Source organism: Streptomyces sp. NPDC057743, assembly GCF_042798755.1.
Taxonomy (GTDB): Bacteria; Actinomycetota; Actinomycetes; order Streptomycetales; family Streptomycetaceae; genus Streptomyces.
In genome coordinates, this window is the sequence record NZ_JBHVJX010000018.1 from 1 (window position 1) to 16,331 (window position 16,331).

The following is a 16,331-nucleotide window of genomic DNA, read 5'->3' on the forward strand; positions in this document are numbered from 1 at the left end:
CGCCCCCCTGACGGGCACACTCATCCGTGACCGTCACCACTCGGCGCAACTGCCCGAGTTGGCCCACCGGGCGGACGTGGCAATCACCGTTTTCACCCACCCCCCACGGGAGGGGACGGGCCGGAGGGGTGGGGGTGCCAGACGTAAAGCGAAGCAGTCTGGCACCCCCACCCCGCAGGACCGTCACCGCACCCAAAAGCCCCGCGCAGCGGACAACAAGCCCGCGCCGCCAGGCGCAAACAACAGCACCCCGCACGGCGGGAAAGCCAACAACGTGGGAGGCAAATGATGTCCGTACTCACCATCGACGCCGGCACCACCGTCATCAAGTCCGTCGTCTTCGACGACCAGGGCAACGAGATCGCCGTCTCCCGCGTCGCCACCCACGTCACCCGCCCCCACCCCGGCTGGGCCGAACAGGACATGGACGCCGTCTGGCAGGCCGTCCTCCGCACCGTCCACGAGGTCCTCACCGACCTCAACGACCCCGTCTGGCTGGTCTCGTTCACCGCCCAGGGCGACGGCGCCTGGCTGGTCGACGACCACGGCCGCCCCACCGGCCCCGCCATCCTCTGGTCCGACGGCCGCGCCGGCGAACTGCTCACCACCTGGCAGCGCGACGGCCTCCTCGAAGCCGCCTTCCGCCGCAACGGCTCGCTCACCTGCGCCGGCATGCCCAACGCCCTCTTCGCCTGGCTCGCCGCCCACGACCCCGACCGGCTCGCCCGCTCCGCCACCTCCCTCACCGCCGCCGGCTGGCTCTTCCTCCGCCTCACCGGCACCCGCGCCACCGACGAATCCGACGCCTCCGCGCCCTTCCTCGACCACACCACCGGCCAGTACGACCCCGCCATCCTGGACCTCTTCGGCCTCACCGCACACGCCCGACTGCTGCCCACCGTCCTCGCCGAGGACCAGCGCATCGCCGAACTCACCACCGACGCCGCCGCCCAACTCGGCCTGCCCGCCGGCCTCCCCGTCGTCATGGCCCCCTACGACATCGCCGCCACCGCCCGCGGCGTCGGCGTCGTCAACCCCGGCCAGGCATGCAGCATCCTCGGCACCACCCTGTGCACCGAAATCGTCCGCACCGGCATCGACACCACCGGCGAACCCTCCGGCGTCCACATCGCCTACCGCGGCCGCGAACGCGTCCTGCGCGCCTTCCCCACCCTCAACGGCGCCGAGGTCCTCGGCTGGGCCGCCCGCCTCCTCCACCTCCCCGGCCCGCCCGAACTCGCCCGGCTCGCCTTCGAGTCCGAACCCGGCGCCCACGGCCTGATGTTCCTGCCCTACCTCTCACCCGCCGGCGAACGCGCCCCCTTCCTCGACCCCGGCGCCCGCGGCTCCTTCTGGGGCCTGACCCTCGAACACACCCCCGCCGACCTCGCCCGCGCCGTCTTCGACGGACTCTCCCTCGTCCTGCGCGACTGCCTGACCGCCGCCCGCACCGACGTCACCGAACTACGACTGTGCGGCGGCGGCGCCAACAGCGACGCCTGGTGCGCCCTCATCGCCGACGCCACCGGCGTGCCCACCGCCCGCTCCGGCGACACCGAGATCGGCGCCAAGGGGGCCTTCCTCACCGGCCTGGTCCGCACCGGCGCCACCAGCAGCATGCACCGCGCCGCCGACACCTACGTCCGCATACAGCGCACCTGGCAACCCGACCCCGACCGCGCCGCCTTCTACGCCGCCCTGCACGACGACTTCCTCGCCTGGCGCGGCCTGGCCCGCACCGCCGGCTGGCAGGGCGCCGCCACCCGCCGCCCGCGCCCCGCCGCCCACCACTCCGACCGCCCCCACCACCCCGCCGAGACCCCCACCCCAGGAGGCATCCGTGTCTGACCCGCACGCCCCCGGCCCCACCGGCCCAGGCCCCGCCCCCGACGACCTCTGGCTCGGCCTCGACCTCGGCACCCAGAGCGCCCGCTGCCTCGCCGTCGACGGCACCGGAACCCTCCTGGCCTCCGCCGCCCGCCCGCTCACCAGCAAGCGCACCGGCAACCGCCACGAACAGGACCCCGAACAGTGGTGGACCGCCCTCGCCGACGCCTGCCGCGAGGCCCTCACCGGCCTCGACACCCGCCGCATCCGGGGCCTGGCGATCGACGGCACCTCCGGCACCCTCCTCCTCACCGACCCCCACGGCACCCCCCTCACCCCCGGCCTGATGTACGACGACGGCCGCGCCACCGACCAGACCGACGCCGTCAACACCACCGGCGCCGCCGTCTGGCAGGAACTCGGCTACCGCACCATGCCGCCCTCCTGGGCCCTGCCCAAGCTCCGCTGGCTCCTGGAACACGACCCCACCCTGCGCACCGGCACCCGCCTCCTGCACCAAGTCGACCTCGTCACCTGGAAACTGGCTGGCCGTCAACTCCCCAGCGACGCCAGCCACGCCCTCAAGACCGGCTACCACCTCATCGCCGAACGCTGGCCCCACGACGTCACCGACCCCCTCGGCATCCCCGCCGACCTGCTACCCGACGTCGTCCGCCCCGGCACCGTCCTCGGCACCGTCTGCCCCGACGCCGCCCACGCCACCGGCATCCCCACCGGCACCACCATCGTCGCCGGCATGACCGACGGCTGCGCCGCCCAGATCGGCGCCGGCGCCCTCACCCCCGGCGCCTGGAACTCCGTCCTCGGCACCACCCTCGTACTCAAGGGCAGCAGCGACCACCTCGTCCGCGACCCCGCCGGCGTCGTCTACTGCCACCGCGGCCCCGACGACACCTGGCTCCCCGGCGGCGCCTCCGGCAGCGGCGCCGGCGTCATCTCCCAGTACTTCCACGGCGAGAACCTCGACGTCCTCACCGACCAGGCCGCCGCCCTCGACCCCGACGCCGTCGCCTACCCCCTGGTCTCCACCGGCGGCGAACGCTTCCCCTTCCACGCCCCCGAAGCCGAACCCTTCCTCCTCGGCGACATCCCCAACCGCGCCACCGAGTTCCACGCCTACCTCCTCGGCGTCGCCTGCCTCGAACGCCTCTGCTTCGACTACCTCGACCACCTCGGCGCCCCCACCGACGGCCCCCTCACCTTCACCGGCGGCGGCGCCCGCAACGCCTACTGGTGCCGCCTGCGCGCCGAAGTCCTCGGCCGCACCGTCCACGTCCCCGAACACGCCGAAGGCGCCCTCGGCATGGCCGTCCTCGCCGCCACCTCCGCCGGCGCCCCCCTCGCCCAGACCGCCGCCGCCATGGTCCGCCCCGGCCCCGAGATCCGTCCCGCCCCCGACCGCACCACCCGCCACCTGCCCACCTACCGCCGCTTCGTCGACGAACTCACCCACCGCGGCTGGCTCGCCCCCGCCGTCGCCGAACACGCCCTCAGGAAGGCCACCTGGTGACCGACTTCCTCCTCGTCCGCCACGGCGAAACCACCTGGCACGCCGAGAACCGCTACGCCGGCCGCACCGACGTCCCGCTCACCGACCGCGGCCACGAACAGGCCCGCACCCTCGCCCACTGGGCCACCACCGCCCACCTCACCGCCATCTGGAGCTCCCCCCTCTCCCGCGCCCGCCTCACCGCCACCCCCGCCGCCGACGCCTGCGACCTCCCCCTGCACGTCGACGAACGGCTCCACGAACTCGACTTCGGCCAGGGCGAGGGCCTCACCCGCGACGAGATGCGCGACCGCTTCCCCCACCACCTGGTCGCCTTCCTCACCGACCCCGCCGACCACCACCTCCCCGGCGGCGAACACCCCCGCCACGCCGCCGAACGCGCCGCCGCCTGCCTCGCCGACATCACCCGCGACCACCCCCACGGCCGCGTCCTGATCGTCGCCCACTCCACCCTCCTCCGGCTCCTCCTCTGCCACCTGCTGGGCATCCCGCTCGCCGCCTACCGCCGCACCTTCCCCCAACTCCACAACGGCGCCCTCACCGAGATCCGCATCGAGGACGACCACACCGCCCTCCTCCGCCTCAACGCCCCCGCTCACACCACGGCCCCCGCCCTGCCCTGACCACCACCACGCCCCCACGCCCCACCACCACCCCAACAACCCCATCAACCGCAGGAGAAGAGCCCCGCATGACCACCACCGTCCTCGCCGCCGGCAACCACTTCATCCGCCCCGGCCTGTTCAGCGCCGCCGTCCGCAAGGCGGCCGGGGACACCCCCCTCGCGCTACGCGAACTCCAATTCGGCTGGCCCCACACCCCGTTCGGCCCCGTCGCCGAGGTCATCGAGGCATCCGGCACCGAGGACGAAATGATCGAGGCCCTCCAGGGCGTCGAGATCTGCGTCACCGAACACGGCCCGCTCACCGCCCGCATCCTCGCCAACTGCCCCGACCTCAAGCTCTTCTGCACCACCCGCGGCGGCCCCGTCAACGCCAACCTCGAAGCCGCCACCCGCCACGGCGTCGCCGTCTGCAACGCCCCCGGCCGCAACGCCACCGCCACCGCCGAACACACCCTCACCCTGCTGCTGGCCGCCGCCCGCCGCGTCGGCGACACCCACACCGACCTCCGCCGCGGCATCTGGCGCGGCGACACTTACGACTACGACAACTGCGGCATCGAGATCGACGGCACCACCATCGGCCTGATCGGCTTCGGCGCCATCGGCAGCCGCGTCGCCAAGGTCCTGCACGCCATGGGCGCCCACGTCCTCGTCCACGACCCCTACGTCCGCCCCGAAGCCCTCGCCGGCCTCGCCGAACAGGTCACCCTCGACGCACTCCTCGCCCGCTCCCGCATCGTCTCCCTCCACGCCCGGGTCACCCCCGAGACCACCGGCATGATCGGCCCCGCCCAGATCGCCGCGATGCCCCGCGGCTCGATCCTCGTCAACTGCGCCCGCGGCGCCCTCCTCGACTACGACGCGGTCTGCGACGCCCTCGCCTCCGGCCAACTCGCCGGCGCCGGCTTCGACGTCTTCCCCGAAGAACCCGTCCCCGCCGACTCCCGCCTCCGCACCGCCCCCGGCGTCGTCCTCACCCCGCACATCGCCGGCGGCAGCCAACAAGTCGCCCACAAGGCCGCCGACATCGCCGCCGCCGAGGTCGGCCGCTACCTCCGCGGCGAACCCCTCCACCACCAGGCCAACGCCTAGGGCACACAAACGAAAACGCCGGACGGGCTGGAAGAAAGTCCAGCCCGCCCGGCGCTGCTATTCAGCCCGTCCGGCGTTTGAGGACCGGTGTCCGGGGCGGAGCCCCGCGCATCCGGACCGAACCGTCCGGACGTCGGCGCCCCGCGCGGCTAGCGCTTACGCACCAACGGGAACGGCAGCGTCTCCCGGATCGACAGACCCGTCAGGAACATCACCAGCCGGTCCACGCCGATGCCCAGACCACCGGTCGGCGGCATCGCGTACTCCAGCGCCTGGAGGAAGTCCTCGTCCAGCTCCATCGCCTCCGGGTCACCGCCGGCCGCCAACAGCGACTGCGCGGTCAACCGCCGCCGCTGCTCGACCGGATCGGTCAACTCCGAGTACGCGGTGCCCAACTCGGTGCCGAACGCCACCAGGTCCCAACGCTCCGCCAACCGCGGATCCACCCGGTGCTGACGCGTCAACGGCGAGACGTCCGTGGGGAAGTCCTTGTAGAACGTCGGCAGCGTCGTCTTCTCCTCCACCAACCGCTCGTACATCTCCAACACCACATCGCCCCGACCCATCTCCGGGGTCACCGGCACCGAAGCGCCCAGACACAGCCGCCGCAGCACATCCGGCTCGGTATCGGCCGTCACCTCTTCCCCGAGCGCCTCGGAGATCGCGCCGTACACCGTCTTCACCGGCCAGACGCCCGAGATGTCGTGCTCGACCAGCCGCCCGTTCTTGTCCGCCTTACGAGCCGTGGCACTCCCGAACGCGGCGACCGCCGCACCCTGGATCAACTCCCGGGTCAGATTGAGCATCACGTCGTAGTCGGCGAACGCCTGGTACGCCTCCAACATCGTGAACTCGGGGTTGTGCTTGTACGAGATGCCCTCGTTCCGGAACGTCCGCCCCATCTCGAAGACCTTCTCCATACCGCCCACACAGAGCCGCTTCAGATACAGCTCCGGCGCGATCCGCAGATACAGGTCCAGGTCATAGGCGTTGATATGGGTGTGGAACGGCCGGGCGTTGGCACCACCGTGGATCTGCTGGAGCATCGGCGTCTCGACCTCCAGGTAACCCCGGTCGATCAGCCCCTGCCGCAGCGCCTGCACCGCGGTGCTGCGCGCCCGCACGGTCTCCCGCGCATCCGGCGAGACCACCAGGTCCACATACCGCTGACGGACCCGCGCCTCCGGGTCGGACAGCCCCCGCCGCTTGTCCGGCAGCGGACGCAGACACTTCGCCGTCAGCCGCCACTCGGTGACGAACACCGTCAACTCGCCGCGGTCACTGGCCCCGACCTCGCCCTCGGCCTCCACATGGTCACCGAGGTCCACATCCGAGGCGAAGCGATCCAGCAACTCGCCCGAGGCGTCCCGCGTCAGCGCGATCTGCAGATCGCCCGACCAGTCCCGCAACTCCGCGAACAGCACCCCGCCGTGATCCCGGACCAGCAACACCCGCCCGGCCACCGTCACGGTCTTGCCGGTACGCTCCCCGGCCGCCAGCCCCCGGTGCTCCTCGCGCACCTGACCCAGCGTGTGCGTCCGCTGCACGCCCACCGGATACGGGTCCACACCCGTCTCCCGCAGCCGCTCCAACTTCTGGTGCCGCACCCGCACCTGCTCCGGCAGCGCCGCCAACTCCTGCGCGCGCCGCTCCTCTTCGGTGGCCGGCTCGGCCGCCACCAGACCCAGCTCGTCGAGCGACGGCAGACCCGCCGTGCTCGCCGGGGCCAACACCCGCTTCTTGTGCCCCTTGCCCCACAACTTGCCCAGGCTCGGCACCGCCACGAAGCCCTCGGCGATACCCGAGGCCATACCGATCCGCGCCAACGCACCGGCGTCCGCGTAGCACAGGAACCGCGGGTACCACTCCGGGTGGTACTTCGAGTTCGAGCGGTACAACGCCTCCAACTGCCACCAACGGGAGAAGAACAGCAGCAGCCGCCGCCAGACCTTCAACACCGGCCCGGCACCGATCCGGGAACCCTCCTCGAAGGCGGACCGGAACACCGCGAAGTTCAGCGAGATCCGGCGCACTCCCAGCGCCCCGGCCTGCGCACACACCTGCGCGACCATGTACTCCATCACGCCGTTCGGCGCACTGCGATCGCGCCGCATCAGGTCCAGCGAGATGCCGTCCTTGCCCCACGGCACGAACGACAACAGCGCGATCATCTTGCCGTCGCTGTCGAACGCCTCCGCCAACAGGCAGTCGCCGTCCTGCTCGTCCCCGAGCCGGTCCAGCGCCATCGAGAAGCCACGCTCGGTCTCGGTGTCCCGCCAGGCATCCGCCCGGTGGATGACCTCCTGCATCTCCGCGTCGGTCAACTCCGCGTGACGCCGCACCCGGAACGTCGCACCGGTCCGCTGGACGCGGTTGACGGCCTGGCGGGTGACCCGCATGTCCCGGCCGTCCAGATCGAAGCTCGCCACGTGCAGGATCGCCTCGTCACCGAGCTGCAACGCACCCAGCCCGGCGCGCGCGAACGCCTTCGCGCCGTCCTCGCTCGCCCCCATGACCGCCGGCTGCCAGCCGTACCGACCAGCGACCTCCAGCCACGCATCAATGGCCGGACCCCACGCCTCCCGGTCGCCCACCGGGTCACCACTGGCCAGACAGACACCGGCCTCGACCCGGTACGTGACCGCGGCCTTGCCGCTGGGGGAGAAGACCACGGCCTTGTCGCGACGCGTCGCGAAGTAGCCGAGCGAGTCCTGGCTGCCGTACTTCGACAGCAGCGCCCGGATCCGGTCCTCCTCGTCACCGTGCAGCGCGGCTTCCATCCGCTGCGAACGGAACAGTGCGGCCGCGGCGTTGAGCAGCGCCAGCGCGCCCAGCAGACCGAGCAGGGTGCCGATCCAGTGCGGCGGGTGCCCCTCGACGATCCGGCCGCCGACCAGCCCACCGCAGACGCGATTGGCCGCCCACAGAAGGCGGTTGCCGCCACCGTGCTCCAGCGAACCGGGCGCCAGCGACACCAGGCCCCAGCCGATCAGCACCGCGGTCACCAGACCGCCGACGAGCACCAACGCGGCCCGCAGGAACGCCCCGCGCCGGGTGATCGCGTAGAACTCCCGGTGCGACACCACCAACAGCACCAGCGCCCCGGCGCACAGCACCAGAGAGAAGCCGAACTCCCAGTACCCGGCGGCCAGGAACAGCGCGTCGGCGAGGACGTTCAACACCATGTACGCGGCCACGAACCACAGGGCCACCCGTTTCCGGGCGGTCATCGCCGCGGCCAGGAGGAAGAGGAACGCGGCGTAGGCGAAGTTCGGCGCCACCGGGATGGTGAGCGTGTCCAGCCAGTAGATCACTGAGTGGAGAGCGCGCCGAAGGGGCCCGATCAGCGCTGTCAGGGCACAGAAGAGCCCCAGCAAGCTGAAGATGATGGCAAAGCCATTGGGGACGCGGCGCCGGAAGCGTCGCCACCCCGTGAGTTGATCCTGGTCCTGCACGGTGCTCATTCCGTCACATTAGGCTCTGAAAGGGGTTGGCAGTCCACCACGAGGCGCGAGCTCTCCGCCTGTAGTTCCACTGCCGCTGCGACCGGCCGACCCGCCGGCCCCGCCCCCTACGTTGTCTGTCCCTCGCGAGGAGGGTCGGGTGACCGCCACGGGGTCACCCACCTGGACCTTGCCATAAAGCCGGCGTAAGTCCGAGTCCGGGTGTGATGTACGCGTCAGAATCGAGGTCCGCCCGGACGGCCGGACTCCGACCCACGGTGAACCGCAGCCCATAGTCCTTCGTGAAGAACCGGCCTCCACCGGAGTCCACGCCGTTCAGCTCGGCCCGCAGGACCACCTTGGTGCCCGGCTTCCACGCCTGCTCCGGACGCCAGACGGCCCGGTCCCGACCGCCGCGGGAGGTCTCCCACGTCCACCCGCCCCCGGTGCCGTTGTCCGTCGTCACCTCCAGTCGCCGCTCCACCGCCGCGCGATTGCGCACCGGGAAGCTGAAGGTCAGCGTGATCGGATCGTCGACGCCGACCACCTCGCCGTGCGGGCGCGGGCTGAACGTCAGCCGGTTCCGCTTGACCACCTTCCCGGTCGTCAACGACTCCTTGGCCTCGCTCGTCCCGCCCTGCGGACTCTTGGTCCGAGCGAGCACGGAGTACTTGGTGTCCGGCGCGGCCTTGGCCCGCGACGTCCACACTGTCCCGCCCTGACTGAACCCGCCGACCAACTGCCGCCCACGCGGATCGGTCACCGTGACCTCGGTCAGCACCCCACCATGCGCGCTCACCTGCAACCGGTCGCCGGCCTGCACCGTCGGCTGCCCGTCGGCCGACCCCAGCCCCACCCGCACCGGCTGTCCCTGGCTCGCCGAGGCCCGGGCCGCATCGCACGCCGCGAGCGTGCCGACGCCGAGCACCGGCATCAGCGCGAGGGCGACACACAGCGACCTGGACGGCCTAAACGGCCGGGCGTGGCTCAGGCTCATGGGGCGGGCTTTCCGTCGGGGGGTACGGGAGCGGCGGCTATGTCGGCCGCTAAGACGGTTAATCGCCGCACCACGTTGCGAGGGGTGGGGTGATCCATGCCACTTCTTTACCGGTGGCCGAAAACCCCCTCGAACGTGGCGCTCCGGCGCGGAAGTTGAGCCGACCCGCAGTCTCCGCCATGCACGCCGCCACCGCGCCCCGGCGTCACCGCCCCTCCCCGTAACCCGCAGTGATCACCCATTCGGAGCACCACGCCGCGAACCGTACATACCCCGAAATGCGCCAAACTGGCCACCGCTCGCCGCCCATTCGGGCGCTGGTCGAGGAGGTGTTGTGTCCGTGGCCGTCTCCGTCTCCGTCATCCTCTTGTTGGTGGTCCTGATCGTGATCTTCCTGCGCAGCGGAAAGCTGAAGATCTCGCACGCCATCGTGTGCGGACTGCTCGGCTTCTACCTCGCGGGCAGCAGCCTCGCCCCGGACATCCATCACGGCCTCGCCGGCGCCGCCGAGGTCGTCAGCAGCGTCCGCCCCTAGGTGCTCCCCTGACTCACCCCCAATAATCACCCTAAGTAGCAAGTCTCGGGAACGTCCCACTCTCCGTAATCGTTGCCGAAACAAGGAAGAGGCAAGCGGCGGGAGGAGGCAAGCGGCGCCCGGCACCGGCCAGGCATCGAGGCCCCGGCGACGGCCCCCGACGAGCGCTGTGGGCCTCGCCCTCAGCTGTGGGCCTCGCCCCCAGACGCCCACCCCATCTCGATCTCGTCCGCGATGCGCCCCGCGCCGCCGCGAGCCCGCCCAACGCTCCGCTGCCTCTGTCCCCGGGACCGCTGCTCCCCGTCTGCCCTCCGTCCCGGCTGCGTCTGCTGCTGTCCGCCCCGTCCGCCCTCCGACGCGACCGCGGTGGTCCAGTGCCCCTCGCGCACGACGTGGTGGCCCAGCGCGCGAGCGAGGATGACGGAGCCGCGCCAGCCGGTGGCCCTGCGCGGGCACTGCCGCAGGTTGGGCCGGTAGGCCCGCACCGGTGGCGGTCCCGGCGATAGGCGCTCACCGGTGGGCCCTCGGCGCGACTGCGGTTGCCCGGTGTTCGCTGAGCGGTTCGCCCGCGGCCCGTCTCACCCCGCGGCCCGCCTCACGCCTCGGCCGGCGCCTCGGCCGGTGGAGCCGGCGCCGCGGGCGCGTGGACCCGGCGCCTCAGCCGGTGGAGAAGACGCCCACCGCGTTGGCCACCGGGCGTTCCCTGCCGTCGGTGGGGTGGTTGCGGACCTGCTCCTCGTCGTGCTGGTCGCGGGTGACGAAGGTCGAGGAGCCTCCGCCGTCGAGGTCCAGCGCGTCGCGGGCGCCGAGGCGGGCCATCAGGTCGGCCAGTTCGCGCACGGTGAGGCCGGTCTGGTGTAGGCCCTGCTCGCCGTCCAGGGCCATCAGGAGCAGGGTGCGGCCGTGGTGGGCGGTGCCGGCGGAGGTGCGCATGGTCACCGCGGCGGTGTCCAGGCCGCCCGTCGGGTGGCCGTTGCGGAGGACCGGGAAGCCGCCGACGGCGCAGCGGAGTCGGCCCGGTAGGCGGGAGACGAGCCGGTGGGTGAGGCGCACCCGTTGGCCGACGTGGAGCGTGCGCAGTTGACGGGCGCCGGCCTCGCGGCCGAGCAGGACCACCGAGCCCGCTTCGATCACGCCGGCGCCGGGGCGTTCGGCGGTCTCCGTCACGCGGCCGTTGCGGATCGTCACCTCGGCGGTGTCGGTGTCGCAGCCGGCGGCGCGGTTGGTGTCGGTGCCGCAGACCGCCCGCTCCCGGGACACCTGGCCCCATTGGGCGGTGTACGCGCCGATGCCGCCCTCCGGGAGCGCGTACTGGTTCAGGCCGCGCAGTGGCCAGGAGCCGTGGGGGGTGCGGATGGTGCCGTGCAGCGCCAGCCGGTCCAGGCGCGCGCGGTGGTCGTAGCCGACGGCGAGCACGTCCTCGGTGGTGGCGCCGGGCGGGAGGACGGGGCCGAAGCGTTGGCCGTTGGGGACCGCGGCCTTGAGCTCCCGCCCGGAGGACACCGCGGGGCCGACCGAGGAGCCGGTGACCTCGACCCCGGGGTGCTGGACCTCGGAGATGTTGAAGAAGTCGCCGTTGACCGCCCCGACCGCGTCCCGCTCCCCGGCCAGTTCGGAGACCCGGGCGCGGGCGGCGACGGCTGCCGGGTGGAGCAGGTCCACCGTGACCGCCGGGGCGGACAGGTCCACGGTCAGCAGGTGTCCGTGGACGAGGCCGCGCGGCAGCGGCATGCGGAATTCGGTGTAGGTCACCCCGGGCGCCAGCCGCATCGGGGTGGATCGGGTGAGGCCGCCGTCCGCGGCGTTCGCCCGCGTCGTGCCGGCGGCGGCACCACCGACCAGGACGCCCCAGGCGACGGCGACCGCCGCCACCGTCCGGGCCTTGCTCAACCGCTGTTTCACATCAGCCCCCTGACGTTGTGTCAACTGTCCCAGGTGGTGGCGGTCGTGCCGTGGCCCGCGGATGGCGGTGTGCCGAACATCCGCGGAACGGTGTAGCGGGGTGACGGGTGAGCCGGGTGAGTCGGGTGATGCAGTTGTGTCGCGCGGTGCCGCCTGGGGTGGACGGTGCGGCGGGTGGGGTGCGTTGGGCGGCCCGGTGGGGGTGGGCGTTGGCGGGGTCGCCGCGGACTGCCCTACGGGGTGTCAGGTGCCCAGGAGGTTTTCCCAGACGGTCATGCCGTTGACCAACTCCATGTAGTGGGCCCAGTCCCAGTACTGGCCGGGGTCTTTGTGGTCGGTGCCGGGGACCTCGACGTGGCCGATGATGTGCTCGCGGTCCTTGGGGATGCCGTAGCGCTCGCAGATGGCGGCGGTGAGCATCGCGGAGTGGGTGTAGAGCGACTCGGTGAACCACTTCGGGTCGTCGATCCAGCCCTCGTGCTCGATACCGATGCTGCGGGTGTTGTAGCTCCAGTTGCCGGCGTGCCAGGCGACGTCCCCGTCGCGGACGCACTGGGCGGTGAAGCCGTCGGAGGAGCGGACGACGTAGTGGGCGGCGGCCTTGTGCGCGGGGTCCTGGAAGAGCCGCAGGGTGTCCGGGAAGGTCTCCTGGGTCACGTGGATGACGACGGTGTCGATGGCGTACTGGGCCGGGCGGTCGGCGGCGGTGTAGTTGGCGGGGTCGGCCGGGGTCCAGTGGACGGGCGGGTAACCGGCGGGTTGGGCGGGGCGTTTGCGCGGTGCCGCGGCGGCCGGGGTGAGGGGGGTGAGCGCGGCGGCCGCGGCGAGTGCGGCGGCGCCGGTGAGCAGGCGTCGGCGGGCCGGGAAGTGCTGGTCGGGTTCCATGTGAACTCCTGACAAGGACCGAGGGGGTGGTCGCGTACATGTCACGCACATGCCGGTGCGTTCATCATGCGCAACAGCGCGCGCCCTGCCAAGGGAATGGCCGTTGTGTCAATGGCTTGACCAAAGAAGGCCCACGGCGGGTCAAAAGCGCTCAACGTTCCCTGATCGGCCCAACGCCCAGTGATTCCTGGGGAGGTCGCATGCGCGTACCCGGGTGCCGCGCCGTACCTCTGGGCCCTTACGGGCCGTCAGTACGGCGGCGGCGCCCGTGTGGTGGCGTCTCCAGTCCGGACGTTCGGGGACGGTGCCCGGCCCGGTGGTCAGCGGCCGATCTCGACGTCCTCCAGGATGCCCAGCGCGTCCGGCACCAGTACCGCCGCCGAATGGTAGGCGCTGACCAGGTACTTGATGATGGCCTGGTCGTTGATGCCCATGAAGCGGACCGAGAGGCCCGGGCGATACTCGTCGGGGATGCCGGTCTGGTGGAGGCCGACGACGCCCTGGTTCTCCTCGCCGACGCGCATGGCGAGGATCGAGCTGGTCTGGTCCGGGTTGACCGGGATCTTGTTGCAGGGCAGCAGCGGGATGCCGCGCCAGGCGCGCACCGGCGTGCCGTCGAAGTCCACCGTCGCCGGGTAGATGCCGCGGGCGTTCCACTCGCGGCCGATGGCGGCGATGGTCCGCGGGTGCGCCAGCAGGAACTGCGTCTTGCGGCGCCGGGAGATCAGCTCGTCCAGGTCGTCGGGGGTGGGCGGGCCGCTGTGGGTGTGGATGCGCTGCTTGAGGTCGGCGTTGTGCAGCAGGCCGAACTCGCGGTTGTTGACCAGCTCGTGCTCCTGGCGCTCGCGCAGCGCCTCCACCGTGAGCCGCAACTGCTGGTCGAGCTGGTTCATCGGGTCGTTGTAGAGGTCGGCGACCCGGGAGTGGATCTTCAGCACGGTCTGCGCGACGCTGAGCGAGTACTCCCGCGGCGCCCGCTCGTAGTCCACGAACGTGCCCGGGAGTTCCGGCTCGCCGTTGTGGCCGGCGGCCAGTTCGATGGCGGCCTCGCCGTGCTTGTTCTGCGCCGGAACCAGGGCCGTGCGGACGCTCTCGATGTGCTCGCGGAGCGCCGCGGAACGGCCGAGCACCTCCTCGTAGTCGCCGCGGGAGAGGGTGAGGACGGTGCCGCGGGTGGCGGCGCGCAGGGTGAACTCCCATTCCGCGTCCGGCGCGAGCAGTGCCGCCTCGCCGGCCGCCCCGCCACCGGCGAGGACGCCGAGCACTCGCTCGTCGCCGTACTTGCCGGTGCCGATGCGCTCGAACTTGCCGTGCGCGATGAGGACGATCTGGTCGGTCGTCGTGCCCCGCTCGGCGAGTACGTCGCCGGGGACGATGTCGCGCTGGACGAACCGCCCGGCGAGCTCCTGGAGGGTGGCGTCGTCGGTGAGGCCGCGCAGCGGGGCGAGCTCCCGCAACTCCTGCGGAATCACCCGGACTTCGGGGCCCTCGGTGATGAACTCCACCTCGCCGTCGCCGAGGGTGTGGGTCAGTCGGCGGTTGACGCGGTAGGTGCCGCCGGAGACCTGTACCCAGGGCAGGATGCGCAGCAGCCAGCGCGAGGAGATGCCCTGCATCTGCGGCGGGGTCTTGGTGGTGGTCGCCAAGTTGCGGGCGGCCGTGGGGTCCAGGCTGGACCGGAGCTGCTCGGTGCCGTCGGTCTGCGGGCCGGACGTGGGGTCCACGGATGTGGTCATGACGGGAAGTCACCTGTTCTGTTCGGTGCGTGAGACGTCGCTGCGGAAAATTCCGGGCAAGCGCGAAAAAGAGAGGGGGAGTTGGGCGCGGAGGGTGTGCTGCCGGTCCGTTTTGGGCGGCAGTTGTTTATCCCGTTCGTCCGCTCAGTGCCCGATTTCCACGTCCTGGAGGAGTCCCACCGCGTCGGGTACGAGAATGGCCGCCGAATAGTAGGCGCTGACGAGGTAGTTGGCGATGGCCTTGTCGTCTACGCCCATGAAACGCACCGAAAGGCTCGGTTCGTATTCATCGGGAATTCCGCTGCGGTGCAGCCCCACGACACCCTGCTTCTCCTCGCCGGTGCGCAGCACCAGTACCGAGCTGGTGCCCTCCTTCGTTACCGGGATCTTGTTGCAGGGGAAGATCGGCACGCCGCGCCAGGACGGCACCGAGTGGCCCATGAAGTCGACCGCGTCCGGGAAGAGGCCGCGGGCGCTGCACTCCCGGCCGATCGCGGCGATCACCTTGGGGTGGGCCAGCAGGAAGCTGGGGTCCTTCCATACCGTCGCGAGCAGTTCGTCCAGGTCGTCGGGGGTGGGCGGGCCGCTGCGGGGGTGGATGCGCTGCTTGAGGTCGGTGTTGTGGAGCAGCCCGAAGTCGGGGTTGTTGATCATCTCGTGCTCCTGGCGCTCGCGCAGCGCCTGCACGGTGAGCTTGAGCTGCTCCTCGACCTGGTTCATCGGGTCGCTGTAGAGGTCGCCGACGCGGGTGTGGGTGCGCAGGACGGTCTGCGCGACGCTGAGTTCGTACTCCCGCGGGGCCGGCTCGTAGTCGACGAAGGTGCTGGGCAGGGCGGGCTCGCCGTGGTGGCCGGAGGCGAGCGCGACCTCGGACTCGCCGCTGGCGTTGGCCGGTCGGGCGTCGCCGCGCGGGTCGCTCGCGATGTGGTCGCGCAGGGCCGGGGAGCGGCCGATGACCTCCTGGGCGTCCTGCCGCGCCAGGGCCATCACCGTCACCCGGGTCACCGCCCGGTAGCTGAACTCCCATGGGCCGTCGGCGGTGTTGAGCGGGGCGTCGCCGAGGTGGTCGCCGCCGGCCAGCGCTTCGAGGACGGCCTCGTCGCCGTACTTGCCGATGCCGATCCGGTCGACGCGGCCGTGCGCGATCAGGACCAGGCGGTCGTGCGGGGTGCCGGCCTGGGCGATCAACTCGCCCGGCGCGTACTCGTGTTGAGTGAACCTTTCGCCAAGTGCGGCCAGCACCTGGGTGTCGGTGAAGTTCTGGAGCACGGGGAGTTCGCGCAGCTCGTCGGGGATGATCGAGACCGAGGTGCCGTTGATGTCGAAGTCGATCCGCCCGTCGCCGACGGTGTACGCCAGCCGCCGGTTGACGCGGTACGTGCCGCCGGAGACCTGCACCCAGGGCAGCAGCCGCAGCAGCCAGCGGGACGTGATGCCCTGCATCTGCGGCGCGGTCTTGGTGGTCGTCGCCAGATTCCGCGCGGCCGCGGTGGTCAGGCTGGAAATCTGGCTCTCTTCGGCGCTTCCGGACAACGCTTCGCCGGCAATCGTCACCATGTCACCTATCTCGTGGAGGCTGCGGCACCGTACACCGGGGAAAGTCGGAAATGTCCGCCGGCAGCTCGCCGCCGCCTCGAAGATAGTGGTGCTGTTTTTATCGGCACAATCGCTCGAATGGGTGGCATGGAAATCGCTTTCCCTGGAAAGGGTTTAGCGTTTTTTCGTTGCGGGAACGGTGTGCCGGGGCGATTGCCCGGG

The 16,331-nt window shown here is 71.6% G+C and carries 11 protein-coding genes; 5 read left to right on the forward strand and 6 right to left on the reverse strand.

Translation table 11 applies throughout. The features are described from left to right. Nucleotides 1-288: 288 nt before the first annotated feature. From ACFVFQ_RS21415 to ACFVFQ_RS21430, 4 genes are all read left to right on the forward strand, one after another. Complete coding sequence (locus tag ACFVFQ_RS21415) at nt 289-1,848, forward strand: FGGY family carbohydrate kinase (RefSeq protein WP_383418346.1); 1,560 nt, start codon at nt 289-291, stop codon at nt 1,846-1,848. Then, a complete protein-coding gene (locus ACFVFQ_RS21420) occupies nt 1,841-3,358 on the forward strand; it encodes an FGGY-family carbohydrate kinase (protein WP_383418348.1) in 1,518 nt (505 codons plus the stop codon). The genes ACFVFQ_RS21415 and ACFVFQ_RS21420 overlap by 8 nt, the downstream gene beginning before the upstream one ends. Continuing rightward, nucleotides 3,355-3,981, forward strand: a complete 627-nt coding sequence (locus ACFVFQ_RS21425) for a histidine phosphatase family protein (protein WP_383418352.1) — start codon at nt 3,355-3,357, stop codon at nt 3,979-3,981. Before ACFVFQ_RS21420 ends, ACFVFQ_RS21425 begins: the two co-directional genes overlap by 4 nt. Before the next feature lie 68 nt (nt 3,982-4,049). Further along, complete coding sequence (locus ACFVFQ_RS21430; protein WP_383418354.1) at nt 4,050-5,075, forward strand: 2-hydroxyacid dehydrogenase; 1,026 nt, start codon at nt 4,050-4,052, stop codon at nt 5,073-5,075. 149 nt (nt 5,076-5,224) lie between these two features. On the opposite strand, the gene lysX is transcribed toward ACFVFQ_RS21430, so the two are convergent. Then, complete coding sequence (lysX, locus tag ACFVFQ_RS21435; RefSeq protein WP_383418357.1) at nt 5,225-8,539, reverse strand: bifunctional lysylphosphatidylglycerol synthetase/lysine--tRNA ligase LysX; 3,315 nt, start codon at nt 8,537-8,539, stop codon at nt 5,225-5,227. Nucleotides 8,540-8,693: 154 nt separating this feature from the next. Next, a complete protein-coding gene (locus ACFVFQ_RS21440) occupies nt 8,694-9,515 on the reverse strand; it encodes an Ig-like domain-containing protein (protein WP_383418359.1) in 822 nt (273 codons plus the stop codon). Nucleotides 9,516-9,855: 340 nt separating this feature from the next. On the opposite strand from ACFVFQ_RS21440, the gene ACFVFQ_RS21445 reads away from it, so the two are divergent. After that, entirely contained in the window at nt 9,856-10,050 is a 195-nt protein-coding gene (locus ACFVFQ_RS21445) for a hypothetical protein (RefSeq protein WP_383418683.1), read from the forward strand. Nucleotides 10,051-10,707: 657 nt separating this feature from the next. On the opposite strand, the gene ACFVFQ_RS21450 is transcribed toward ACFVFQ_RS21445, so the two are convergent. From ACFVFQ_RS21450 to ACFVFQ_RS21465, 4 genes are all read right to left on the reverse strand, one after another. Beyond that, entirely contained in the window at nt 10,708-11,952 is a 1,245-nt protein-coding gene (locus ACFVFQ_RS21450; RefSeq protein WP_383418361.1) for a phosphodiester glycosidase family protein, read from the reverse strand. Nucleotides 11,953-12,195: 243 nt separating this feature from the next. Next, nucleotides 12,196-12,837 (reverse strand): N-acetylmuramoyl-L-alanine amidase, encoded by a 642-nt coding sequence (locus tag ACFVFQ_RS21455; protein ID WP_383418363.1) that lies wholly within the window; start codon nt 12,835-12,837, stop codon nt 12,196-12,198. Between the two features lie 320 nt (nt 12,838-13,157). Next, nucleotides 13,158-14,573, reverse strand: coding sequence for a family 2B encapsulin nanocompartment shell protein (locus tag ACFVFQ_RS21460; protein ID WP_383418364.1), 1,416 nt, complete (start codon nt 14,571-14,573; stop codon nt 13,158-13,160). Between the two features lie 144 nt (nt 14,574-14,717). Further along, nucleotides 14,718-16,130 (reverse strand): family 2B encapsulin nanocompartment shell protein, encoded by a 1,413-nt coding sequence (locus tag ACFVFQ_RS21465; RefSeq protein ID WP_383418366.1) that lies wholly within the window; start codon nt 16,128-16,130, stop codon nt 14,718-14,720. Between the last annotated feature and the right edge of the window lie 201 nt (nt 16,131-16,331).